Origin of the sequence: Enhydrobacter aerosaccus, from assembly GCF_900167455.1 — a bacterium.
Lineage (GTDB): Bacteria > Pseudomonadota > Alphaproteobacteria > Reyranellales > Reyranellaceae > Reyranella > Reyranella aerosaccus.
In genome coordinates this window covers 123,559-146,939 of sequence record NZ_FUWJ01000009.1, presented here as the reverse complement: position 1 = coordinate 146,939, position 23,381 = coordinate 123,559, and the positions used below count along the sequence as shown (strand labels likewise).

Sequence of the window (23,381 nt, the reverse complement as noted above, 5' to 3'; positions counted from 1 at the left end):
GAGCGGCCGACCGACGTCGCAACAGCCCGTCCGGCAGCGGCTCGGAGGTCGGAACGCGGAGGCATCGCCAAGCGTTGCGCGGGCGGCACAACGCGCAGGTGGATGCAAGATTCTTATATCGCGTCGAGGCGCGGAACCATTTGGAGTTGCTGCGTTTTATCCGTATGGCGCAGCAGCTGAAGGCTCCGGATCCGTCGCACACCGAGACGCGTTTACCCGCTCCGCCAATCTCTCCCGCCCCGTTCCGCATCTATTACTTCAATCAGCGGTTGGCCGGGCCGGTGTCCGATTGGGACCGGCATCTGGAGCGCATCGCCGGCATGGGTTTCGGTCATCTCTGCATCGCCCCGCCCTTCGCGCCCGGCTCCGACAACGATCTCTTCCTCGCCGCCCAGCACGACCGGCCCGACCCCGCCCTCGGCATCGAAGGCTCGATGGAGATGGCGGCGCGGGCGATCGCCGAGGCGGCGCGAAAGCACGGCCTCGCCGTCCTGGCCGATGTGACGCTCGATCGCGTCGCGGCCGAAGGCGAGACGGCGCTGCTGTTTCCCGATCTGTTCGGCGCGCCGGAGCGCATCGGCCTGTTCATCGATCCGCGCGATCCCGCCTCTCTCTTTCATGCCGCTCCGGCACGCTTCGAGGATGCCCTCACCTTCGCCGACTGGTGGGCCGAACGGCTGGTCACGCTGGTCGAGGCCGGTCTGGACGGCTTCCGGCTGGTCGGCCTGGAGCGACTGCCGGCGCCGGCCCTGCGCCAGCTGATCATGGCCACACGCCGCGAGGTGCCCCGCTGCCGGTTCCTGGCCTGGACATCCGCCGCGCCCTGGGAGCGGATCGCGAGCTTCTCCGGACTCGGGCTGGACAGCACCTTCGCCTCCACGCCCTGGTGGGATGGGCGCGCGAGCTGGTACGTCGAGGAGCACAACAACCTGCATCGCATTGCGCCGGTGGTCGGCCTCGCCGAAGCGCCATTCGCCGACCGGCTGGGCGCCAAGGAATCGGATGCAGAGCAGCGACGCCTCCTCTTTCGCCGCACCCTGCATCTCGCCGCAGCCACTGGCGGCGGCCTGCTCGTCCCGATGGGCTTCGAATTCATGGCCCGCCAGACCATGGACCCGCGCTTTTCCGAGCCGGGCGACTTCGCGGAGATCGAGCGCGACGCCGAGGGCGATCTCCGCGCCGACATTCTGGCCGTGAACCAGGCGCTCGATCGCGCGCCGGCGACCCTGGTGCTGCCCGGCGAATGGCGCGGCCTCACCGGACCCGGCAGCCGAGTCTCCGTGTTGGAGTCGCGCAGCGCCGCCATGGCGCTCTGTATCAACAGCGACCTGCGCCAGCCGCTCCCCCTTCCCGTCCCGCTCACAACCCAGGACCCGATGAACGACACGTTCGAACCCGGCGAGGTCCGGCTGGTGACGCTGACGGAGCAGCCGGACGTCGTCGAGCCCGCCGCCCGCCGCAAGGAAAGACTGCGTGCCGCCACCAAGGCGCCGCGCATCGTGATCGACAACATCACGCCGCGCGTCGAGGGCGGCCCCTTCGCCCCCAAGCGCATCGTCGGCGAGACGGTCACCGTCGAGGCCGACATCTTCATGGATGGACACGACGTGCTGGGGGCCGAGCTGCTGTGGAAGGCGGCGGACCAGAAGAGCTGGACGCGCGCGCCGATGACGCCGCTGCCCAACGACCGCTGGCGCGCCACGATGACGCCGTCACGCGTCGGTCGCTGGCAGTTCACCATCGAGGCCTGGCTCGACGAGCTGGCGACCGTACGGCATGCCTTGCAGCTCAAGCAGGAAGCGGGCGTCGACGTTTCGGTCGAGCGTGCCGAGGAAAAGGCGCTGGTCGACGCCGATGCGCCACGCAGCTTCGTGACGCGTGCCGATCCTCTGCCGCTCGAGGTCGAACGGCCGGCCGCGGGCTTCGCCAGCTGGTACGAGCTCTTTCCGCGCTCGCAGACCGACGACCCCCGGCGGCCCGGTACGTTCGCCGACGTAATCGAGCGGCTGCCGCGCGTGCGCGACATGGGCTTCGACGTGCTTTATTTCCCGCCGATCCATCCCATCGGCACCAGCCAGCGCAAGGGCCGCAACAACGCCCTTCGGGCCGGGCCGGACGATCCCGGCAGCCCCTACGCCATCGGCAGCGACGAGGGCGGCCACGATGCGGTGCACCCGCAGCTCGGCACGCTGGACGATTTCCGCCGGCTGGTCGCGGCGGCGGCCGAGCACGGCATCGAGATCGCGCTCGACTACGCGATCCAGTGCTCGCCCGACCATCCGTGGCTGAAGCAGCATCCGGACTGGTTCCGCCATCGGCCGGACGGAACCATCAAGCACGCCGAGAACCCGCCCAAGAAGTACGAGGACATCGTCAATGTCGACTTCTATGCGGCGGGAGCGCTGCCGAGCCTGTGGGAGGCGCTGCGCGACGTCGTGCTGTTCTGGGTCGAGCAGGGCGTGAAGATCTTCCGCGTCGACAATCCGCACACCAAGCCGCTGCCCTTCTGGCAGTGGATGATCGCCGACGTGCGCGGCCGTCATCCCGACGTGATCTTCCTGGCCGAAGCCTTCACCGCGCCCAAGATGATGTACCGGCTGGCCAAGGTCGGCTTCTCGCAGTCCTATACCTACTTCACTTGGCGCAATTCCAAGGTCGAGCTGATCGAGTATCTCAACGAGCTGGCCAGCCCGCCGGCGGTCGAGTTCTTCCGCCCGCACTTCTTCGTCAACACGCCCGACATCAACCCGCTCTTTCTCCAGAGCTCGGGACGCGCCGGCTTTCTCATCCGCGCCGTGCTCGCCGCCACCACCTCGGGCCTGTGGGGCGTCTATTCCGGATTCGAACTGTGCGAGTCGGCGGCCCTTCCGGGGCGCGAGGAATATCTCGACTCCGAGAAGTACGAGATCCGGGTCCGCGACTTCAATGCGCCCGGCAACATCGTCGCCGAGATCACGGCACTCAACCGCCTGCGCCGCGCCCATCCGGCCCTGCACACGCATCGCGGCATCCGCTTCTACAATGCCGGCAACGACCAGATGCTGGTCTACGGCAAGGCTCTGCCCGCCACCAACGGCGCCGTCGACGACATGATCCTGGTGGCCGTCACGCTCGACCCGCATCGGCCGCAGGAGACCGATTTCGAGCTGCCGTTGTGGGAATGGAAGCTGCCCGACAACGGCTCGCTGCAGGCCGAGGACCTGGTGACGGGCAACCGCTTCACCTGGACCGGCAAGGGACAGCATCTGAGGCTCGATCCAGGCGTCCTGCCTTACGCGATCTGGCGCCTGTGGAGCGAGCAGGGAGGCCGCACATGAATGTCCAGAGCAAGGAGTTCGCCCGCGCCGCCGAGGCCGCCAACGTCTCGACGCGCGACCTCGACTGGTACAAGGACGCCATCATCTACCAGCTCCACGTGAAGTCGTTCTTCGACGCCAACAACGACGGCATCGGCGACTTTCCCGGCCTGATCTCCAAGCTCGACTACATCGCCGATCTCGGCGTCAACACGCTGTGGCTGCTGCCCTTCTATCCCTCGCCGCGCTTCGACGACGGCTACGACATCAGCGACTACCGCTCGGTCCATCCCGAATACGGGACCATGTCCGACGTGAAGCGCTTCATTGCCGCGGCGCACCGCAAGGGCCTGCGCATCATCACCGAACTCGTCATCAACCACACCTCGGACCAGCATCCCTGGTTCCAGCGTGCCCGCAAGGCCAAGCCGGGCTCCGCCATGCGCGACTTCTATGTCTGGTCCGACACCGACCAGAAGTATCTGGGGACGCGCGTGATCTTCGTCGACGCCGAGCGCTCCAACTGGACCTGGGATCCGGTGGCGCAGGCCTATTACTGGCATCGCTTCTATTCGCACCAGCCCGATCTCAACTTCGACAACCCGCGCGTGGTCGAGGCGGTGCTGTCGGTGATGCGCTTCTGGCTCGATCTCGGCATCGACGGGCTGCGGCTCGACGCCGTGCCGTATCTGTGCGAGCGCGAGGGCACCAACAACGAGAACCTGCCCGAGACCCATGCCATCCTGAAGCGCATCCGCGCCGAGATCGACGCCTCCTATCCCGACCGCATGCTGCTGGCCGAGGCCAACCAGTGGCCCGAGGATACCAAGGAGTATTTCGGCGACGGCGACGAATGCCACATGGCGTTCCATTTCCCGCTGATGCCGCGCATGTACATGGCGCTCGCCCGCGAGGATCGCTTTCCCATCACTGACATCATGCGCCAGACGCCGCAGATCCCCGAGAGCTGCCAGTGGGCGATCTTCCTGCGCAATCACGACGAGCTGACGCTGGAGATGGTGACCGATTCGGAGCGCGACTATCTGTGGCAGACCTACGCCACCGACCGCCGCGCCCGCATCAATCTCGGCATCCGCCGCCGGCTGGCGCCGCTGATGGAGCGCGATCGCCGCCGCATCGAGCTGATGAACTGCCTGCTGCTGTCGATGCCGGGCACCCCGGTCATCTACTACGGCGACGAGATCGGCATGGGCGACAATATCCGATTGGGCGACCGCGACGGCGTGCGCACGCCGATGCAATGGTCGCCCGACCGCAACGGCGGCTTCTCCCGCGCCGACTTCAACGCGCTCGCCCTGCCCACCATCATGGATCCGCTGTACGGCTACGAGACCGTCAATGTCGAGGCGCAGTCGCGCGATGCCCACTCGCTGCTGCACTGGATGCGCCGCATGCTGGCGATCCGCGGGGCCCATGCCGCGTTCGGACGCGGCACGCTGCGCTTCCTGTATCCGAAGAACCGCAAGGTCCTTGCCTATCTGCGCGAGGGCAACGACGAGACGCTGCTGTGCGTCGCCAACGTGTCGCGCACACCGCAGGCGGTCGAGCTCGACCTGTCCGAATTCGCCGGCCGCGTGCCGATCGAATTGAGCGGCAGCTCGCTGTTTCCGCCGATCGGCCAGCTCACCTACCTGCTGACCCTGCCGGGCTTCGGCTTCTACTGGTTCATCCTTGCCAAGGAGAGCGAAGCCCCCTCCTGGCATACACCGGCGCCGGAGCCCATGCCCGACTATGTCACCCTGGTCGTGATGCGCGACGGCCTGGCCGCCGCACTCGCACAGTCCGCCAGCACCCTGCTCGAACGCGATGTGCTGCCCACCTACCTCGCCAAGCGTCGCTGGTTCTCGGCCAAGGACCAGAAGATCGAGGCCGTGCGCATCGCCTATACGGCCTCCCTGCCCGGCGCCGACCGCGATCTCCTCATCTCCGAGGTCGAGGCCCGCATCGACGGCAAGCCCAGCCGCTGGCTGCTGCCGCTGTCGATGCTGTGGGAGGACGAGACCGCCGGCCCGCTGCCGAGCCAGCTTGCCATCGCCCGGGTTCGCCGGGCACGGCGCATCGGCCTGCTGACCGACGCCTTCGCCCTGCAGAGCTTCGCGCCGACGATCGTGAATGCCATGGCCGACGGCAAGGAGATCGATTCCCCCGAAGGCAAGATTATCTTCTCCGCAACGGAAGCGGGCCGCGAGGTGCTGCGAGCCCAACCCGATGTCGGCATCAACTGGCTGTCGGCCGAGCAGTCCAACAGCTCGCTGATCGTCGACGACACCACCATGCTGAAGATATTCCGTCGCGTTTCGGCCGGTCAGCACCCCGAGGCCGAGATGACGCGCTATCTGACGGCGCAGGGCTTCTCGAACACGCCGGCCCTGCTGGGTGAGGTGGTGCGGGTCGACACCAAAGGCCAGCGCTATTCGCTCGCCGTCGCCCAGGCCTTCGTGCGCAACCAGGGCGACGCCTGGACCTGGACGCTGAACCAGTTCAAGCGCGCGGTCGACGATCTCGCCACGCACGACGCCGCGACAGACAATCGCGCCGACCATGTCGAGGACTATTACGCCATAGCCGCAACCATCGGCCGGCAGCTCGCCGCCATGCATGTCGTCCTCGCGCGCGAGACCGACAACGAGGCATTCGCGCCGCGGGTCAGCGTCGCCGAGGACGTCACGCAATGGATTGCGCGCGCCCGCTCGCTGCTGGACCAGGCCTACGACATCATCACCAAGCGCAAGACCGGCGAGAACGAGGCCGACGATTCGGCGGCGTCGCAGTTGCTCGAAAAGAAGCAGCAGCTTTTCCGCTCGGTCGAGCGGCTGGCACGGTCGGGCAAGGGCGCGCTGTTGACGCGCATCCATGGCGATTTCCATCTCGGCCAGGTCCTGGTCGCGACCGGCGATGCCTACATCATCGATTTCGAGGGCGAGCCGGGACGGCCCCTGGAGGAGCGGCGCGCCAAGATGAGCCCGCTGCAGGACGTCGCCGGCCTGCTGCGCTCGATCGACTATGCCGTCGCCACGACGCTCGATCCCAAGACGCCCTCGACGCTGCCCCTGGCCGAGGCGACCCGCGTGAAATTCATGTCGCGCCTGCGCGAAGGCGCCTCGCGCACCTTCTACGATGCCTATCGCGCCGGAGTCGGCGATCTGCCCGGTCTCGACAACGAGGACCTGCTTCTCTTCTTCATGGTCGAGAAGGCGGCGTACGAGGTCGTCTACGAGGCCAACAACCGCCCGGCCTGGCTCTCGGTCCCGCTTCAGGGCCTGTTCCGTCTGTGCAACCACATCCTCGCTGACAAGGGCCGGGCCGTTCCATGACTCTTTCCTCCGCCTATGCCTTGTCGCGCGACGACGCCGACGCCCTCGCCGGCGCCCGGCACGGCGATCCGTTCCGCGTCCTCGGACCGCACGACACGCCGGAGGGCCGCGTGATCCGTGCCTTCCTTCCCGGAGCGAGCGCCGTCGAGGTGCTGCGGCGAGCGGATCGCGCGTCGATCGCCACGCTGCCACAACGTGGCGAGACCGGCCTGTTCGAAGGGCTGGTCGCGGACAAGGCGCCTTACCTGCTGCGCATCACCTGGCCGGGCGCGGTGCAGGAGACGGAGGATCCCTATTCCTTCGGCGAGTTACTGGGCGATCTCGATCTGCATCTCTTCAGCGAAGGCCGCCATTTCGAGCTGGCCAGCACCATGGGCGCCAATGTCCGTACCATGGAAGGCGTCGAAGGCGTCGGCTTCGCCGTCTGGGCCCCCAATGCCAGCCGGGTCGCCGTCGTGGGCGACTTCAACGCCTGGGACTCGCGCCGCCACCCCATGCGGCTGCGCTATCCGGCCGGCGTCTGGGAACTGTTCGTTCCCCGCCTGGCGCCCGGCGCGCGCTACAAGTTCGACATCATCGGCCCGGGCGGCGTGCGCCAGCCGCAGAAGGCCGATCCGCTGGCGCAACAGGCCGAACCTTCCCCGGCCACCGCATCCGTGGTCGCCTCGCCGCGCGCGCATCGCTGGCACGACGAGGGCTGGATGCAAAGCCGGGCCGAGCGGCAGGCGGTCGACCGGCCGATCTCGATCTACGAGGTGCATCTCGGGTCCTGGATGCGGCCCGACGGCAGCGTCTCCTGGGAGACCGCGGCGAAGCGGCTGATCCCTTATGTCGTCGACATGGGCTTCACGCATCTCGAGCTGCTGCCCGTCGCGGAATATCCCTTCGGCGGCTCGTGGGGCTATCAGCCGCTGGGCCTGTTCGCGCCAACCGGCCGCTACGGCTCGCCCCAGGATTTCGCGCAGTTCGTCGATCGCCTGCACGCCGCAGGCATCGGCCTGATCGTCGACTGGGTGCCGGCGCATTTCCCGACCGACCCGCATGGGCTGGCGCGGTTCGACGGCACCGCGCTCTACGAGCATCTCGATCCGCGCGAAGGCTTCCATCACGACTGGAACACCTACATCTACAATTTCGGCCGCCGCGAGGTGCAAGGCTTCCTCATCGCCAGCGCCCTGCACTGGCTCGAACGCTTCCATGTCGACGGGCTGCGCGTCGACGCCGTGGCCTCGATGCTCTATCGCGACTACAGCCGCAAGCCGGGGGAATGGATTCCCAACATCTATGGCGGCCGCGAGCATCTCGAGGCGATCGACTTCCTGCGCCATCTGAATGCGGTCGTGAAGGAGCGTTGCCCCGGCGCCATCACCATCGCCGAGGAATCGACCGCCTGGCCCGGCGTCACACGGTCGGAGAAGGAGTTGGGGCTGGGCTTCTTCTACAAATGGAACATGGGCTGGATGCACGACACGCTGCTCTACATGGAGCGCGATCCCGTCTATCGCTCCTATCACCACAACGAACTCACCTTCGGCCTGCTCTACGGCTTCTCCGAGAAGTTCATCCTGCCGCTGTCGCACGACGAGGTGGTGCACGGCAAAGGCTCGCTGTTCGGCAAGATGCCGGGCGACCGCTGGCGGAAGTTCGCCAACCTGCGCGCCTATTTCGGCTTCATGTGGACCCATCCCGGCAAGAAGCTGCTGTTCATGGGCGGCGAGATCGCGCAGGAGCGCGAATGGAGCCACGACCGCGAGATCGACTGGTTCCTGCTCGACAATCCCGACCATGCCGGGATCCAGCGGCTGGTGCGTGATCTCAACAATCTCTACCGCAACGAATCGGCCCTGCATGTGCGTGACAGCGACCCGTCGGGCTTCCGCTGGATCGTGGGCGATGACCGCTCCAACTCGGTGTTCGCCTATTTCCGCCAGGGCAACGACGATCAGGCGCCGCTGTTGGTCGTCTGCAACATGACGCCGACGCCGCGCCACCATTATCGGATCGGCGTGCCCCGGCCGGGCGTGTGGCGCGAGATCCTCAACACCGACTCCCGTCACTATGGCGGCTCGGACATGGGCAATGGCGGCGGCGTCCGTGCGGCTCCCCTGGCCTGGCAGGGCGAGGGCCAGTCGGTCGAGCTCACCTTGCCGCCGCTTGCCACCCTCGTCCTGCGCGCAGAAGGCTGACCATGGCCCTGTTTCCCGATCGCCTCGAGCCCGGGGTTTCCTATCCGCTGGGCTCCCACTGGGACGGCCTCGGCACCAACTTCGCGGTCTTCTCCGCCAACGCCACGCGCGTCGATCTCTGCATCTTCGATCCGCACGGCCGCCGCGAGGTGGCGCGTTACACCATGCCGGAACACACCGACGAGGTCTGGCACGGCTATCTGCGCGGGGCGCGGCCGGGCATGATCTACGGCTATCGCGCCTACGGCCCCTACGAGCCGCAGCATGGCCATCGCTTCAACTCCAACAAGCTGCTGCTCGATCCCTATGCCCGCCGCACCGCCGGCGAGCTGCGCAGTTCCGACGCCCTGTTTGGCTATCGCGTGAATTCGCCGCGTGCCGACCTCTCGTTCGACCGGCGCGACAGCGGGCCGGGCATGATCAAGGCGGTTGTCACGACCGAACTCTTCCAGTGGGGAGAGGACCGGCCGCCCAACATCCCGTGGTCCGACCTGGTGATCTACGAGGCGCATGTACGCGGCCTCAGCATGCTGCGCAACGAGATGCGCCCGCACGACCGCGGTACCTTCGCCGCCTTGTCCGACCCGTCGGTGATCGATCATCTGCGCCGCCTCGGCATCAACGCCATCGAGCTGATGCCGATCCATGCCTTCGTGCAGGATCAGATGCTCTTGAAGAAGGGGCTGCGCAATTACTGGGGCTACAACACGCTGAGCTTCTTCTCGATCGAGCCGCGCTACTTGTCGGAAGGGTCGGCCGACGAGATGCGCATCGCCATCCGGCACCTGCACGCCGCCGGGATCGAGGTGATCCTCGACGTGGTCTACAACCACACCGCCGAGGGCAGCGAGCTCGGCCCCACCCTGTCCTTCCGCGGCCTCGACAATGCGAGCTACTACCGGCTGGTGCCGGACAATCCGCGCCACTGCATCAACGACACCGGCACCGGCAACACCTTCAACCTCTCCCATCCGCGCGTGCTGCAGCTGGTCATGGACTCGCTGCGCTACTGGGTCACGAGCTTCCATGTCGACGGCTTCCGCTTCGACCTCGGCGTGACGCTGGGCCGCGAAGGCTACGGCTTCGATCCCGGCTCCGGTTTCTTCGACGCCATCCTGCAGGACCCGATCCTGTCGCGCGTGAAGCTGATCTCCGAGCCATGGGATCCGGGCCCCGGCGGCTACCAGCTCGGCAAGCATCCGCCGGGCTTCGCCGAATGGAACGACCGCTTCCGCGACGGCGTACGGCGCTACTGGCGCGGCGACGAAGGCGTGCGCAACGATTTCTCCGCCCGGCTGGCCGGCTCGGCCGACATCTTCGAGGCGCGCGGCCGCCGGCCCTACGCTTCGGTGAACTTCGCCGCCTGCCACGACGGCTTCACCCTGCGCGACACGGTGAGCTATGCCGAGCGCCACAACGAGGCCAATGGCGAGAACAATGCCGACGGTACCTCGGAGAACTATTCCGCCAATTGGGGCGCCGAAGGGCCGACCGACGATCCGGCCGTCAACGAGATCCGGCGTCGCCTGCAATACGCCATGCTCGCCACGGTGATGCTGTCGCAGGGCACGCCGATGCTGCTGGGCGGCGACGAATTCGGCCGCACGCAGCAGGGCAACAACAACGCCTATTGCCAGGACAACGAAATCTCCTGGGTCGACTGGGATCTCGCCGCTGCGCCGGAAGGCCAGGCGCTGATCACCTTCTTCGGACGGTTGTCGTCCTTGCGGCATCGGCATCCGATCCTGCGCTGCAATCAGTATCTGCATGGCAAGGACGAGCCGCTGCCGGGCATCCTCGACATCCAGTGGTTCGACCAGCAGGGCGAGATCATCACCAGCGAGGCCTGGAACAATCCGCAGGAACGCACGCTGGTCCTGCAGCGCGCCTCGCGGCACGAGGACGGCGTCGTGGTGCTGCTCACCTGCTTCTTCAACCCTACGCCGGAGGACCAGCTGTTCAAGCTGCCGCCACCGCATCTGCCGGCGCAGTTGCTGCTCGACAGTGCAGCGCCGGAAGAACCGGAAAAACCGATCGAGGGCGACACTTTGCTCGTGCGGTCACGCAGCGTCCTGGTGACCAAGAGCGTTCATGACCCGCGGGCAAACATGACACCCGCAGCATGATCCCCTCCCTCAGCACGATCCATCAGCCGCATGACCGCCTTCGCCCATCCCTTTCCGTTCGGTGCCGCCTATCTCGGTGACGGACGCACGCGCTTTCGCCTGTGGGCACCGCGCCAGCAGCAGATCGACGTCGTGATCGACGGCAGTGCGCCACAACCCATGACGGCACAGGCCGAGGGCTGGTTCGAACTGGAGACGTCGTGCGCGCCGGGCGCCGGCTATCTCTATCGCCTCGGTTCCGGTCAGGATGTCCCCGATCCCGGCTCGCGCGGCCAGGCGACGGACGTGCATGGGCCAAGCGTCGTCGTCGATCCGAACGCCTATCGCTGGCGCCATCCCGAATGGCGCGGCCGGCCCTGGACCGAAACGGTTCTCTACGAGCTGCATGCCGGCATCCATGGCGGCTTCACGGCGCTGCAGTCGGACTTGCCGCGGCTGGCGGCGCTGGGCGTGACGGCGGTCGAGCTGATGCCGATCAACGATTTCTGCGGCACCCGCAACTGGGGTTATGACGGCGTGCTGCCGTTCGCGCCGGACCGCGCTTATGGCACGCCGGACGAGCTCAAGGCGCTGATCGACGAGGCGCACGCCCAGGGGCTGATGATGTTCCTCGACGTCGTCTACAACCATTTCGGTCCCGAGGGGAATTATCTCGGGCTCTACGCGCCGCAGTTCTTCCGTGACGACATCCATACGCCCTGGGGCTCGGCGATCGATTTTCGTCAGCAGCCGGTGCGGCGCTTCTTCATCGAGAACGCGCTCTATTGGCTGAACGAGTATCGCTTCGATGGGCTGCGCTTCGATGCCGTGCACGCCATAGACGACCAGGCCTGGCTGGACGAGATGGCGGCCGAGATCCGCCGCAGGACCGAGAAGGGCCGCCATGTCCATCTCGTGCTCGAGCACGACGGCAACGAGGCCAGCCACCTGCGCAAGGATTATGACGCGCAGTGGGACGACGATGCCCATCACGTGCTGCATGTGCTGCTGACGGGGGAAAGCGACGGCTATTACAGCGACTACGCCGATCGCCCCGCCGAGAAGCTGGCGCGCTATCTGACCGAAGGCTTCATCTATCAGGGCGAACCCTCGCCCTATCGCAAGGGCGAGCGGCGCGGCACGCCGAGCGCCGACCTGCCCCTGACGTCGTTCGTCGTCTTCCTGCAGAACCACGATCAAGTTGGGAACCGCCCGTTCGGCGACCGTCTGACGACGCTGGCCGATCCTGATGCGCTGATGGCCGCCATCGCCCTCCAATTGCTGAGCCCGCATATCCCGCTGCTGTTCATGGGCGAGGAGCAGTTCGCCCGCATGCCGTTCCAGTTCTTCACCGACTATCACGGCACACTGGCCGACGCGGTGCGCGAGGGACGACGGCGCGAGTTCGCCGCCTTCAGCGGTTTCGGCGGCGCCGACATTCCCGACCCCAACGCGCGCGAGACCTTCGATCGCTGCCGCGTGACCGAGGCCGCCGAGGACAGCTTTTACCGCGGGCTCCTGACGTTGCGGCACGAGCTGATCGTGCCGCGCCTCGCCAACACGCGCGCCATCGAGGGCAAGGTGCTGGGACCGAAGGCGGCGCTGGCGCGCTGGCGCCTTGGCGATGGCGCCGTCCTCAGCATCGCCACGAATTTCGAGGCGACGCCCGTTGCGTTCGTGCGTCCCTCGGGCGTGCCGATCGTCGAGACCCGCAAGGACTGTGCCCTCGACGGCCAGCTCGCCGGTCCCGCCACCATCGTCTTCATCGAGGCTCTGGCGTGAACGACGAGGCCGTCCGCACGCTGGCGCAGCAGGTTGGTCTTGCCGTCGACTGGATCGACGCTGCCGACCAGCCACAGCGCGTGTCCGTGCCCTCGCTGCTGCGGCTGCTGGAGGCGCTGGGCTATGCCTGCTGCAGAGACGCCGATCTGCGCGACAGCGCGCGAAGAGCCGAACAGGCGCGAGCCCATCCGCCGCTCGTCACCACGACCGTGGGCCTGCCGACGCGGCTCGATGTCGATGCCGACCTGTCGGCCGAATTGCTGCTGGAGGATGGTTGGCGGCAAGCGCTGACCATCCGCCACGGACTTCTCTCGCCCATCGGGACGCCGGGTTATCACCGCCTGCGCTACGGTCAGCGCGAGATCACCCTGGCCGTGGCGCCGCCCCGTTGCGTCACGGTGAGCGACATCGCGCCCGGTCGAAAGCTGTGGGGCCTCGGCGTCCAGCTCTACAGCCTGCGACGCGAGGGCGATGGCGGCATCGGCGATACCACCGCGCTACGGGATCTCGGCAAGAGCGCCGCGGCTCGCGGCGCCAGTGCGATCGCCGTCAGCCCGACGCATAGCCTGTTTCCAGCCGATGTCGGACGCTACGGGCCCTACTCGCCTTCCAACCGCCTGTTCCTCAATCCGCTGCTGGCCGATCCCGCCGATGCGCTCGGCGCGAAATGGGTGGAGGCGCGCCGTTTGCCCGCAACACCCGACCGGCTGCTGATCGATTGGCCGCAGGATGGCGGTGCCAAATATGCCTGGCTGCGTCGCCTGTACGACGACTTCGTCATCAACGACATCCGTCCCCGGACGACGCTCGCGTCCGGGTTCCATCTCTTCGTCCAGGCTGGCGGGCCGGCGTTGCAGAAGCATGCCGTCTGCGAGGCCGAGGCCAGCGGCGACGGCACGCCGCTCGATTACTTCCTCTTCCTGCAATGGATCGCCGAGGAGTCGTTCGCGCGCGCTCAGGCCGATCTGCGCGCGGCGGGCATGGCAATCGGGCTCATCGGCGATCTCGCCATCGGCCTCGACCGCGGCGGCTCGCAGGTCGGCGCCGATCCCGAGCATTTCCTGGGCGGCGTCAGCATCGGCGCGCCGCCCGACCTGTTCAATCCCAAGGGCCAGGGCTGGGGCCTCACCTCTTTCTCGCCGCAGTCCCTCGTGAGCACGGGCTTCGAGCCCTTCATCGCCACCGTGCGCGCTGCGTTGCGCCATGCCGGGGGGCTGCGCATCGACCATGCCATGGGCCTGAAGCGGCTGTGGCTGGTGCCGGATGGATGCGAGCCAGGAGAAGGCGCCTATCTTTCCTATCCGATGGACGATCTGCTGCGCCTGCTGGCGCTCGAATCCCATCGCCATCGCGCCCTGATCATCGGCGAGGATCTCGGCACGGTGCCGCCCGATTTTCGCGAGCGCTGCCGCGCCGCCGGCATCGGCGGCATGGATGTGCTGTGGTTCGAGCGCGAGGGTGACGGCTTCCTGCCGGCGTCACGCTGGCGCGACGATGCCGTCGCCATGACCAGCACGCACGATCTGCCGACCGTCGCCGGCTGGTGGCGCGGGGCCGATCTCGAGCTGCGGCGCGGCCTCGGCACGGCTTCGCAGGACGATGTCGAGCAACGCAGCCGCGACCGGACCGCGCTCTGGCACAGTTTCACCGAGGCGAAGGTCGCCGAGGGACCGCCGCCCGCCGCCGACCGGACCGAGCCGGTGGTCGATGCCGCCATTGCCTTCACCGCCGTGACGCCCGATCCGCTGGCCCTGATCCCGCTGGAGGACATGCTGGGGACGGTCGAGCAACCCAACCTGCCGGGCACGATCGACGAGCACCCCAACTGGCGCCGGCGCTTCGCCGAACCGGCAGCAACGCTGCTCGACGCGCCGGCAGCCGCGCGCCGCGTCAGCCTGCTGAACAAGGCGCGGCAATGATCCCGCGCGCGACGCTTCGGCTGCAGTTCCACAAAGACTTCACCTTCGCCGATGCCGAACGCCTGGTGCCCTACATGGCGGCGCTGGGCATCAGCCATCTCTACGCCTCGCCCATCACCGCTGCGCGCGCGGGCTCGCTGCACGGCTACGACGTGATCGATCCGACGCGCGTCAATCCCGAGTTGGGCGGCGAGGACGGGCTGAAGCGGCTCGCCGACACGCTGCACCGGCACGGGCTCGGCCTCATCGTCGACATCGTGCCCAACCACATGGCGGCGAGCCTGGAAAATCCCTGGTGGGTCGACGTGCTGCGGCTGGGCGAGGCCAGCCGCTATGCCCGCTTCTTCGACATCGACTGGGAGGCCGAGGATCCGCAGTTGCGCGGCCGCGTGTTCCTGCCGCTGCTGGGCAAGCCGCTGCACGAGGCGATCGCGGCCAGGGAACTGACGGTCGAGGAGCACGAAGGGCGGCCTTCGCTCCGCTACTACGATCATCGTCTGCCGATGACCGGGCCCGACATCGACCGGCAGGCCTATCGGCTGGGCTGGTGGCGCACGGCCAACGATCGCATCAACTGGCGCCGCTTCTTCGACATCAACGATCTCGTCTGCCTGCGCATGGAGGACGCCGAGACGTTCGAGGCCGTGCATGCCCTAACCGCCCGGCTCTACGCCGAACGCATCATCGAGGGCGTGCGCGTCGATCACATCGACGGCCTCACCGATCCGGCCAGCTATTGCCGCAAGCTGCGCCGCCGTCTCGATCCCGACGATCCGCAGCGGCCCTATGTCGTGGTCGAGAAGATCCTGCTCAAGGGCGAATCGCTGCCGGCGGACTGGGAATGCGACGGCACCACCGGCTACGACTTCATGGATCAGGTGAGCGCCCTGCAGCACGATCCCGCCGCCGAGCCGCTGCTGGCCACGGCCTGGGCCAAGCTGAGCGGCCGCCCGGCTGCTTTCGCGGAGGAGGAGCACCAGGCGCGGCGCGAGATCATTGCCAGAAGCTTCGCCGCGCCGCTCGAAGCCTCGGTCGCCGCCTTCGAGCGGCTGGCGCGCCTCGATCCGGAAGCCGGCGAGGTGAGTCGTCCGGCGCTGCGCCGCGCCCTCACCGGGATGCTGGTGCATTTCCCGATCTACCGCAGCTACGCCACCGCGACCGAACGGCCGGTGCGGGATAGGCCCTATCTTCGACACGGCGCCGAAGCAGCCAAGCGGACCGGCCGCGCCAGCGACGCCTGGGTCATCGACACGCTCCATCGCTGGATGACCGAACCGACGCCCGACACCACCGCGATCGCCCGCTTCCAGCAACTCAGCGCGCCGGTCGCCGCCAAGTCGGTCGAGGACACCGCCTTCTATCGCTACGGCCGCCTGCTCTCGCGCAACGATGTCGGCTTCGACCTCGACCGCTTCGGCAGCAGCGCCGCCGACTTCCACCAGCAAATGGAGGGCCGCCGCGAGAGCTTCCCGCATGGCCTGCTCGCCACCGCCACGCACGATCACAAGCGCGGCGAGGATGTCCGCGCCCGGCTCGCGGTGCTGAGCGAGCAGCCGCAGGCCTGGATCGATCGCGTCACTCACTGGATCGAGGCCAGCGCCGGCCTGCGCCGCGACGGCCTGCCGGACAAGGGCGACATCGCCATGCTGATGCAGATGATCGTCGGCGCCTGGCCGCTCGATCTGCTGCTGTCCGACACCGCCGGCCGCGCCGCCTTCTCGCAGCGTCTCGCGGGTTGGCAGGAAAAGGCGCTGCGCGAGGCCAAGCTCCGCAGCGACTGGTCCGATCCCGACCAGACGTACGAGACAGCGGCCCGCAGCTTCCTGCAGCGCCTGCTGGTCGAGGAGGCGGAGCCCGATCTGCTGGCCGAGATCTATGCCTTCATCCAGTCGATCGCCGGCGCCGGAGCGCTGAACGGCCTGGCGCAGACCGTGTTGAAGCTCACCGCTCCGGGCGTGCCGGACCTTTACCAAGGCTGCGATTACTGGGACTTCAGCCTGGTCGATCCCGACAACCGCAGGCCTGTCGATTTCGAGCGCAGGCGGAAGAGCCTCGACGCGCCCCCGACACGGGACGAGGCGCTGGCCCATTGGCGCGACGGCCGCCTCAAGCAGCTCGTGATCGCGCGGCTGCTGGCCCTGCGCCGTGGCCTGCCCGAGTTGTTCGCGTCAGGGGATTATGAGCCGGTGCCGGTCAGCGGTCCGATGGCCGATCATGTCGTTGCCTTCCTGCGCCGGTATCGCGATCAGGCGCTCCTCGTTGCCGTGCCGCGCCTGCCGCTCGTGCTGCTGACCAGCCCCGATGCGCTCATTCTCGATCCCGCAGCTTGGCACGGCACCACCCTTATGCTGCCCGACGCGCTCGGCCTCGCGGACATGATGGACTCGGCCCATCGCCTCGCCGGCGAACAGATTGCAGCGCAGACGCTGTTCGAGCGTCTCCCCGTGGCCGTCTTTTCCACATCGCCGCCGTAAATCACTGATTTACAACGTAATTACCGACTCGGTAAAAAACGTACCACTCGCGGCGGCGTGGAACGCAGACACGCAGCTTTACGCACGGGAGCCGGGGGAGGGAACCACCCAAAAGCGGCAATCCGACAGCAGCGGCCATGACCTCACGGTGCGTAGGTAGCAATCACATGGCCAGCCGGAGTGGCGACCGGCCCGCGAGAGTTTTTCCATGACGCATCGCATGGTCGAGCTCATTGACGCATCGCTGCCGCTGGCGCCCCTCGAAGCCCGGCGGCGCAGACGGCTCCGGCAGGACGATCAACAGTGGGGAACGCGGCCATGACCTCACCTTCGCTCGTGCTCTATCTCGCGCCCGGCAGCAGTTCCATGGCTGTCCACATCGCCTTGCACGAGATCGGCGTGCCGTTCGAGGCACGTCCTCTTTCCTTCACCCGCGGGGAAACCCGTACGCCGGCGTTCCTCGCGCTCAATCCCGCCGGCCAGGTGCCGACCCTCCTGGTCGATGGCCGGCCGCTCACGGAAGTTGCAGGCTGCCTGTTCTATCTCGCCAAGCGCTTTCCGCAGGCCGGTCTCCTACCCGGCGATATCGACGCCGAGGCGCAGGCGGTCTCCTGGATGTCCTGCATCGCTTCGACGCTCCATCCGGCGCGGCGGATGGGCATGGAGCATGTCCTCCGCGTCTGGCAGATCGCCCAAGACCGGCTCGGTTCAGGCGATTGGGCACTCGGCTCCTATTCGATCGTCGATATCCATCTGTTCCGACTGTTCTGGCGACTCGCCCGGTCCGTCGATTTGCCGGCCCAGAGCCTGAACGGACTCTTCAGCCATCATGAGCGCATGATGGAACGGAACGCAGTGCAGCGCACAATCGAGTGCGAAGCCGCGATCGGCTACGACCTGCCCGCTTGAGGCGGATAAATCTGCGGGGCCACTTCAATTTGAATTCAATTAAAGCGCGTAGAACGGACATTCCTGCGTCGCGTGTGATGACAGCAGTGGCCATTCTGTGATTGCCTCGGTTTTTACACGGGAGGCGGTTGCCGCAGCGCAGCAATGAAGCAAGAGTCCATCCATCGAAACCCCGCGAAGTGGACCTGCGGCGAGTCGGCTCGCACACAGCGAGCAGGCAACCGCATTCCCGTTGCTGGCGTTTCATCCGTCGGCGGTGTGCGGGGAAAGAGCAATTGGATGACGACAAAGAGTCTGGCGATGCAGACCCTGGCAGCCGGCTGTTTGCTGTTCCTGTCCGGTTGCGAGGTTGTGCAGAGCGCCCGCAACGACCTGAATCGCCTCGTCTCCTCCGACCCCTTCAAGACGCCGAAGCAGACCGCGGCCCGACCCACCGCGCCCGCGACCTCGCGTCCCTCGACCTCGAACCAGGCAGCGGCGACCAGCGCACCCGCCGCTTCGACCTCGAGCACGAATACGTCGACCGCCTCGGCCACCTCCGGCCCCGACGTCAAGACCGATCCCGCGAAGGATCCGTCCTCGGACCAGGCATCCATCAATCTCATCGGCAAGAGCGAGGGCGAGGTCAAAGCCCTGTTCGGCCCACCAACGACAGTGGAGGAACGGGCGCCCGGCAAGACTTGGCGCTATCGGGACGGGAAGTGCTCACTGGACGTTCAGCTTTACCCGGATGTCCAGACGCGCCAGTTCGCAACCCTTGCCTACGAGGTAAAGAACGATGACAGCACCGATGAAGGAAGTCGGGCCTGCCTGGGTCAACTCAGGTCCCGTGGCCAATCCCGGTGATGACGTTGCCGACAGTCGCGTTCGTCTCATCCTCGTCGACGACGACGACGACTTCCGCGAAGCCGCCTCGGCCGAACTGATGGATCTCGGCTTCGAGGTCACGAGCTTCTCCGACGGCGCCGAGATGCTGGGCTCGATCGCCGAGGGCAATCTCTCGGCCGACGTCATCGTGCTCGACTGGGGCCTGCCGTCGCTCGCCGGCATCGACCTGCTGCCGCGGCTGCGGCGTGAGGGCATCCAGCTTCCGGTCGTGTTCCTGACCGGGCGCACGTCGCTCAGCCACGAGAACCTGGCTTTCGACCGCGGTGCGCTCGACTTCGTCGACAAGTCGCGCGGCGTTCCCATCCTTGCCAAGCGGCTGCGCCTGATCGTCGAGTCGTCGAAGCGGCCGCGCGAACTCACCGTCGACGAGACCCTGCATTGCGGCCGGCTGATGCTGAAGCCGCGCGTCAGCCGGGCCTACTGGGACGATGTCGACGTCAATCTGACGCTGACCGAATTCAACATCGTGCGACTGCTCGCCTCCAATATCGGAAACCACGTGACGTACCGGGCCGTCTACGACTGCATGCATCACGTCGGCTTCATCGCTGGGAGCGGCGAACATGGCTATCGAACCAATGTCCGTTCATCGATCAAGCGCATCAGAAACAAGTTCCGGCTCATCGATCCCAACTTCGACGCCATCGAGAATTACCCCTCATTCGGTTACCGCTGGGGAAGCTCCACGGGTTCAGCCGCGTAACTGGCGGGACACGGCGCGCCAGTTCGGCGCGTCGCTCACCCTCAAGCTCGTGGCGCTGGTCGGCATCTTCATCGCCCTGCCGATCGTGCTCTACGGCCAGTTCGAAAGCGCCGACCGGCAGATGCGCGAGCTGGTCACGCGCGCGATCCAGGATCGCAGCAAGCTGATCGGCTATGCCCTGACGCCGGTCCTGCAGAAGGCTGACGTGACCACCGCGGCCCTGCTCAATGCCGAGCTCGGCAAATACACCAGCGACGGCACCGTGCTGAAGCTGATGCTGCAGCCCGCGGCCCAACCCGGCCAGGAACAGGGCAGCACCGGCTTTTACTTCGTCGCCTCCTCTCCCGCGATCCGCCCCGACGACGTCGTTCCCGAGCTCGACGAGCTGGCCCATCGCGGCATCCTGAAGAAGCTCGGCGAAGCCTGCATGTGGGAGACCTCCGACGAGATCCGCTACACGCAGCCCACCGGAAAGGTCGAACTGCTGACCTCGATCATTCCGATCAAGGCCAAGAGCGGTTGCTGGGTCCTGACCTCGACCCACACCACCTCGGAATTCCTCAACACCTCGATCGGCCGGCCCTATTGGGAAACGCGGGCCGTGCGCGTGGCGGCCGTCATCTATCTCGTGCTCGCCGTGCTCGCAGTACTCGCCGCGGTCAGCATCTGGCTCAGCCTGCGCCGCTTCCGCGACGTCGCCACCGAGATCGGCCTGGGCCGTATCGGCGATTACGCCTTCTCGCATCGCAATGTCGTGCCCGAGCTCGCCAGCGTCGCGCGCGGTTTCGACAAGCTGGTCATCGACCTCAAGCGCTTGTCGCAGCAGATCCGGCAATCGGCCGAGGACAACGCCCATTCGTTCAAGACGCCGATCGCCGCCATCCAGTCGTCGCTGGCACCGGTCCGCCGTGCCGTGCCGCAGGAAGATCAGCGCGCCCGCCGCGCCATCGAAATCATCGATTCCTCGCTGGCCCGCCTGCTCGGCCTCGTGTTGGCGGCGCAACGCTTCGACAACAACACCGCCGACCTGATCGAAGCGCCACGCGTGCCGACCAATCTCACGCAGATCGTGGGCGAGGCGACGCTCAACTTCCGCGAGATCCTGGCGGCCAACGACATCCGCCTGATCCGTCGCCTCGACGACGATGTGTGGGTCGAGGCCGGCAAGGGCATGCTCGAGATCGTGCTCCAGAACATCCTCGAGAACGCCACCAGCTTCTCGCCACGCGGCGGCACCATCGTGCTCACGCTCACGCAAGGCGATCGCTGGGTCGAGCTCCAGGTCGATGATGAGGGACCGGGAATCCCCGACGAGAAGATCGATCGCATCTTCGAACGCTACTTCTCGTCACGCCCCAACACTGCCAACGGCGACCGGCCGCCGCACTCCGGCCTCGGTCTCTGGATGGTGAGACGCAACATCGAGGCGCTGGGCGGACAGGTGCGCGCTACCAATCGAATCGGCGGCGGACTCTCGATTGCCATCGTGCTGCCACGCAATGGCGACTGATATCGTTTGTTGCAGTGTGCAAAGCACAATTTAATCACTGGCCCATGCGAGTGGCGCTCCATAGCTTCGCAGCATGGACGCACTCACAGACACCGGTCTCGCCAAGTTTCAGCAGCAGGGGTCTGCGCAGATTCACCCCGTGATTTTGTCCGGCGGCGCGGGGACGCGCCTCTGGCCCTTGTCGCGTGCAGCATACCCCAAGCAGCTCCTGCCGCTCGTCACGGAGCGCACCCTTCTCCAGGAGACGGCCGCCCGTAACCTCGCCGACGTGGGCTTCGCCCCGCCGCTGCTCATCTGCAACGACGAGCATCGCTTCCTGGTCGACGATCAGCTGCGCGAGGTCAGCATCCCGCCGCAGGCGATCCTGCTCGAGCCGCATGCGCGCAACACCGGTCCGGCCATTGCCGCCGCGGCGCTGTGGCTGCTCGCCCGCGATCCCGATGCCCTGATGCTCGTGCAGCCCTCCGACCACGTCATCGCCGATCCGTCCGCCTTCCATCGTGCCGTCATGCAGGGGCTGGCCGCTGCCCAGGCCGGCCGGCTCGTCACCTTCGGCGTGAAGCCGACGCGGCCGGACACGGGCTACGGCTACATCCATGGCGGACGTCCGCTGCCCGAGGCCGAGGGCGTGTTCGAGGTCGATCGCTTCGTCGAGAAGCCCGATCGCCCGACCGCCGAGCGCTTCCTGGAAAGCGGCGCCTTCTACTGGAATGCCGGCATCTTCCTGCTGTCGGCCCGCGCCTATCTCGATGAACTGGCGCGCATCAATCCGGGCATGCTCTCCGCCTGCGAGCGTGCTGTCCGGGACGGCAAGGAGGATCTCGTCTTCTTCCGCCTCGGCGGCACCCACTTTGCGGAGGCGCCGTCGCTGTCGATCGACCATGCGGTGATGGAGCACACCAACCGCGCCGCCGTCGTGCCGGTCGAGATGGCCTGGAGCGATGTCGGCTCCTGGCACGCCTTGCACGAGATCGGCCGCTGCGACGGCGACGGCAACGTCCTGCTGGGCGACGTGCTCGCCGACGGCGTGAGCAACTCCTACATCCGGTCCGAGGGCAAGCTGGTCGCGGCCGTCGGCCTCGACAACGTGATCGTGGTCGCCACCGACGACGCCGTGCTGGTGGCGGACGCCGACTCGGCGACCAAGGTTTCCGGCCTGGTGACGACCCTGCGCAAGCGCAACCGCACCGAACCGGATCAGCATACGACTGGCTATCGCCCGTGGGGCCATTACCGCACGGTCGACGCCGGCTCGCGCTTCCAGGTGAAGCGCATCACGGTGAAGCCAGGCGCCAAGCTCAGCCTGCAGAAGCACTACCACCGCGCCGAACATTGGGTCGTCGTCCACGGCACCGCCATGGTGCAGCGGGGCGAGGAGCGCATGCTCGTGCGGGAGAATGAGTCGGTCTACATCCCGATCGGCACGGAACACCGGCTCGAGAATCCCGGCAAGGTGCCGCTGCAGCTCATCGAGGTGCAGTCGGGGCCCTATCTCGGCGAGGACGATATCGTGCGTGTCGAAGATACATACGGCCGCGCCTGAAACTCTTTGTGTCCCGGATTGGTCACAGCGACTCATCCGGCGTGCGTTTAGGGTTCATGCTTCGTCCTTCAGGAGGTTACACCATGTCGACCGGTTCAACTCTGTCCAGTAGATTGTTGTGTGGATGCATCTTTGCGGCATTGCTCGCGCTCGGCGCCTGCGCCGACAGCGATCCCACCCCGATCGTGCCCGACAATTCGACCGCCAGCGGCAGCCTGAATCTCGCCCCCACCAACGGCGGCAAGGGCGGCAAGAGCAGCGGGACCAGCGCCGCCGATTACCGCCTCGGTCCCAACGACCGCACCCGCATCATCGTTTTCGGCCAGCCCAACCTGACCGGCGAATTCCAGCTCGACGGCAACGGCGTTCTGGCCTTCCCGCTGATCGGCAATGTCGACGCCAACGGCATGACGCCGCGCGACCTGCAGCGCGCCATCGCCAACAAGCTCGACCCCGAATACATGCACAATCCCAGCGTCAGCGTCGAAGTCGCGACCCGGCGGCCGTTCTATGTGGTCGGTGAGGTGCAGCGGCCCGGCAGCTATCCCTACGTCACCGATATGACACTGCTCGAGGCGGTCGCCACGGCTGGCGGCGAGACTTATCGGGCCAACATGTCGAAGTTCTGGATCAAGCGGCGCGTCAACGGCGAGATCGTTCGCGTTGCCGGCAGCCAGGAGAGCCAGATCCAACCCGGAGATACGGTCATCGTTCGCGAACGATATTTTTAA

The 23,381-nt window shown here is 66.8% G+C and carries 13 protein-coding genes; all 13 read left to right on the top strand.

Going from position 1 to position 23,381, the window contains the following annotated elements:
• The first annotated feature begins 146 nt into the window (after positions 1-146).
• The 13 genes from B5D62_RS24755 (at position 147) to B5D62_RS24695 (ending at position 23,381) form a co-directional block, all read left to right on the top strand.
• Entirely contained in the window at positions 147-3,317 is a 3,171-nt protein-coding gene (locus B5D62_RS24755) for an alpha-1,4-glucan--maltose-1-phosphate maltosyltransferase (protein WP_231714928.1), read from the top strand.
• Positions 3,314-6,631 carry a maltose alpha-D-glucosyltransferase gene (gene treS, locus B5D62_RS24750; RefSeq protein ID WP_085936728.1) on the top strand — a complete coding sequence of 1,106 codons (3,318 nt, stop codon included), beginning with the start codon at positions 3,314-3,316 and terminating at the stop codon, positions 6,629-6,631. Before B5D62_RS24755 ends, treS begins: the two co-directional genes overlap by 4 nt.
• Positions 6,628-8,817: a 1,4-alpha-glucan branching protein GlgB gene (gene glgB, locus B5D62_RS24745; RefSeq protein WP_085936727.1), complete on the top strand. Its 2,190-nt coding sequence runs from the start codon at positions 6,628-6,630 to the stop codon at positions 8,815-8,817. The genes treS and glgB overlap by 4 nt, the downstream gene beginning before the upstream one ends.
• Positions 8,818-8,819: 2 nt before the next feature.
• Entirely contained in the window at positions 8,820-10,943 is a 2,124-nt protein-coding gene (glgX, locus tag B5D62_RS24740) for a glycogen debranching protein GlgX (protein ID WP_085936726.1), read from the top strand.
• A 30-nt stretch (positions 10,944-10,973) separates the two neighbouring features.
• Positions 10,974-12,704, top strand: a complete 1,731-nt coding sequence (gene treZ / locus B5D62_RS24735; RefSeq protein ID WP_085936725.1) for a malto-oligosyltrehalose trehalohydrolase — start codon at positions 10,974-10,976, stop codon at positions 12,702-12,704.
• Positions 12,701-14,623 (top strand): 4-alpha-glucanotransferase, encoded by a 1,923-nt coding sequence (gene malQ, locus B5D62_RS24730; RefSeq protein ID WP_085936724.1) that lies wholly within the window; start codon positions 12,701-12,703, stop codon positions 14,621-14,623. The genes treZ and malQ overlap by 4 nt, the downstream gene beginning before the upstream one ends.
• On the top strand, positions 14,620-17,097 hold the full coding sequence (gene treY / locus B5D62_RS24725; protein WP_085936723.1) for a malto-oligosyltrehalose synthase: 2,478 nt from the start codon (positions 14,620-14,622) through the stop codon (positions 17,095-17,097). Before malQ ends, treY begins: the two co-directional genes overlap by 4 nt.
• A 318-nt stretch (positions 17,098-17,415) precedes the next feature.
• On the top strand, positions 17,416-18,006 hold the full coding sequence (locus tag B5D62_RS24720; RefSeq protein WP_085936722.1) for a glutathione S-transferase family protein: 591 nt from the start codon (positions 17,416-17,418) through the stop codon (positions 18,004-18,006).
• A 279-nt stretch (positions 18,007-18,285) separates the two neighbouring features.
• The gene (locus B5D62_RS24715) at positions 18,286-18,852 is read left to right on the top strand and encodes a hypothetical protein (RefSeq protein WP_085936721.1); all 567 of its coding nucleotides are present in this window, start codon (positions 18,286-18,288) and stop codon (positions 18,850-18,852) included.
• Positions 18,785-19,597 (top strand): response regulator transcription factor, encoded by an 813-nt coding sequence (locus B5D62_RS24710; RefSeq protein ID WP_085936720.1) that lies wholly within the window; start codon positions 18,785-18,787, stop codon positions 19,595-19,597. Before B5D62_RS24715 ends, B5D62_RS24710 begins: the two co-directional genes overlap by 68 nt.
• Before the next feature lie 49 nt (positions 19,598-19,646).
• On the top strand, positions 19,647-21,107 hold the full coding sequence (locus tag B5D62_RS24705) for a sensor histidine kinase (protein ID WP_170921119.1): 1,461 nt from the start codon (positions 19,647-19,649) through the stop codon (positions 21,105-21,107).
• A gap of 73 nt (positions 21,108-21,180) precedes the next feature.
• The gene (locus B5D62_RS24700) at positions 21,181-22,650 is read left to right on the top strand and encodes a mannose-1-phosphate guanylyltransferase/mannose-6-phosphate isomerase (RefSeq protein ID WP_085936718.1); all 1,470 of its coding nucleotides are present in this window, start codon (positions 21,181-21,183) and stop codon (positions 22,648-22,650) included.
• An 83-nt stretch (positions 22,651-22,733) separates the two neighbouring features.
• Positions 22,734-23,381 carry a polysaccharide biosynthesis/export family protein gene (locus B5D62_RS24695; RefSeq protein WP_170921118.1) on the top strand — a complete coding sequence of 216 codons (648 nt, stop codon included), beginning with the start codon at positions 22,734-22,736 and terminating at the stop codon, positions 23,379-23,381.

What these genes read in the sequence shown, in the direction of transcription:
- treS (WP_085936728.1), top strand. Translation starts at nt 3,314, where the DNA reads ATGAATGTCCAGAGCAAGGAGTTCGCCCGCGCCGCCGAGGCCGCCAAC.
- glgB (WP_085936727.1), top strand. Translation starts at nt 6,628, where the DNA reads ATGACTCTTTCCTCCGCCTATGCCTTGTCGCGCGACGACGCCGACGCC.
- glgX (WP_085936726.1), top strand. Translation starts at nt 8,820, where the DNA reads ATGGCCCTGTTTCCCGATCGCCTCGAGCCCGGGGTTTCCTATCCGCTG.
- treZ (WP_085936725.1), top strand. Translation starts at nt 10,974, where the DNA reads ATGACCGCCTTCGCCCATCCCTTTCCGTTCGGTGCCGCCTATCTCGGT.
- treY (WP_085936723.1), top strand. Translation starts at nt 14,620, where the DNA reads ATGATCCCGCGCGCGACGCTTCGGCTGCAGTTCCACAAAGACTTCACC.
- B5D62_RS24720 (WP_085936722.1), top strand. Translation starts at nt 17,416, where the DNA reads ATGACCTCACCTTCGCTCGTGCTCTATCTCGCGCCCGGCAGCAGTTCC.
- B5D62_RS24715 (WP_085936721.1), top strand. Translation starts at nt 18,286, where the DNA reads ATGACGACAAAGAGTCTGGCGATGCAGACCCTGGCAGCCGGCTGTTTG.
- B5D62_RS24710 (WP_085936720.1), top strand. Translation starts at nt 18,785, where the DNA reads ATGACAGCACCGATGAAGGAAGTCGGGCCTGCCTGGGTCAACTCAGGT.
- B5D62_RS24700 (WP_085936718.1), top strand. Translation starts at nt 21,181, where the DNA reads ATGGACGCACTCACAGACACCGGTCTCGCCAAGTTTCAGCAGCAGGGG.
- B5D62_RS24695 (WP_170921118.1), top strand. Translation starts at nt 22,734, where the DNA reads ATGTCGACCGGTTCAACTCTGTCCAGTAGATTGTTGTGTGGATGCATC.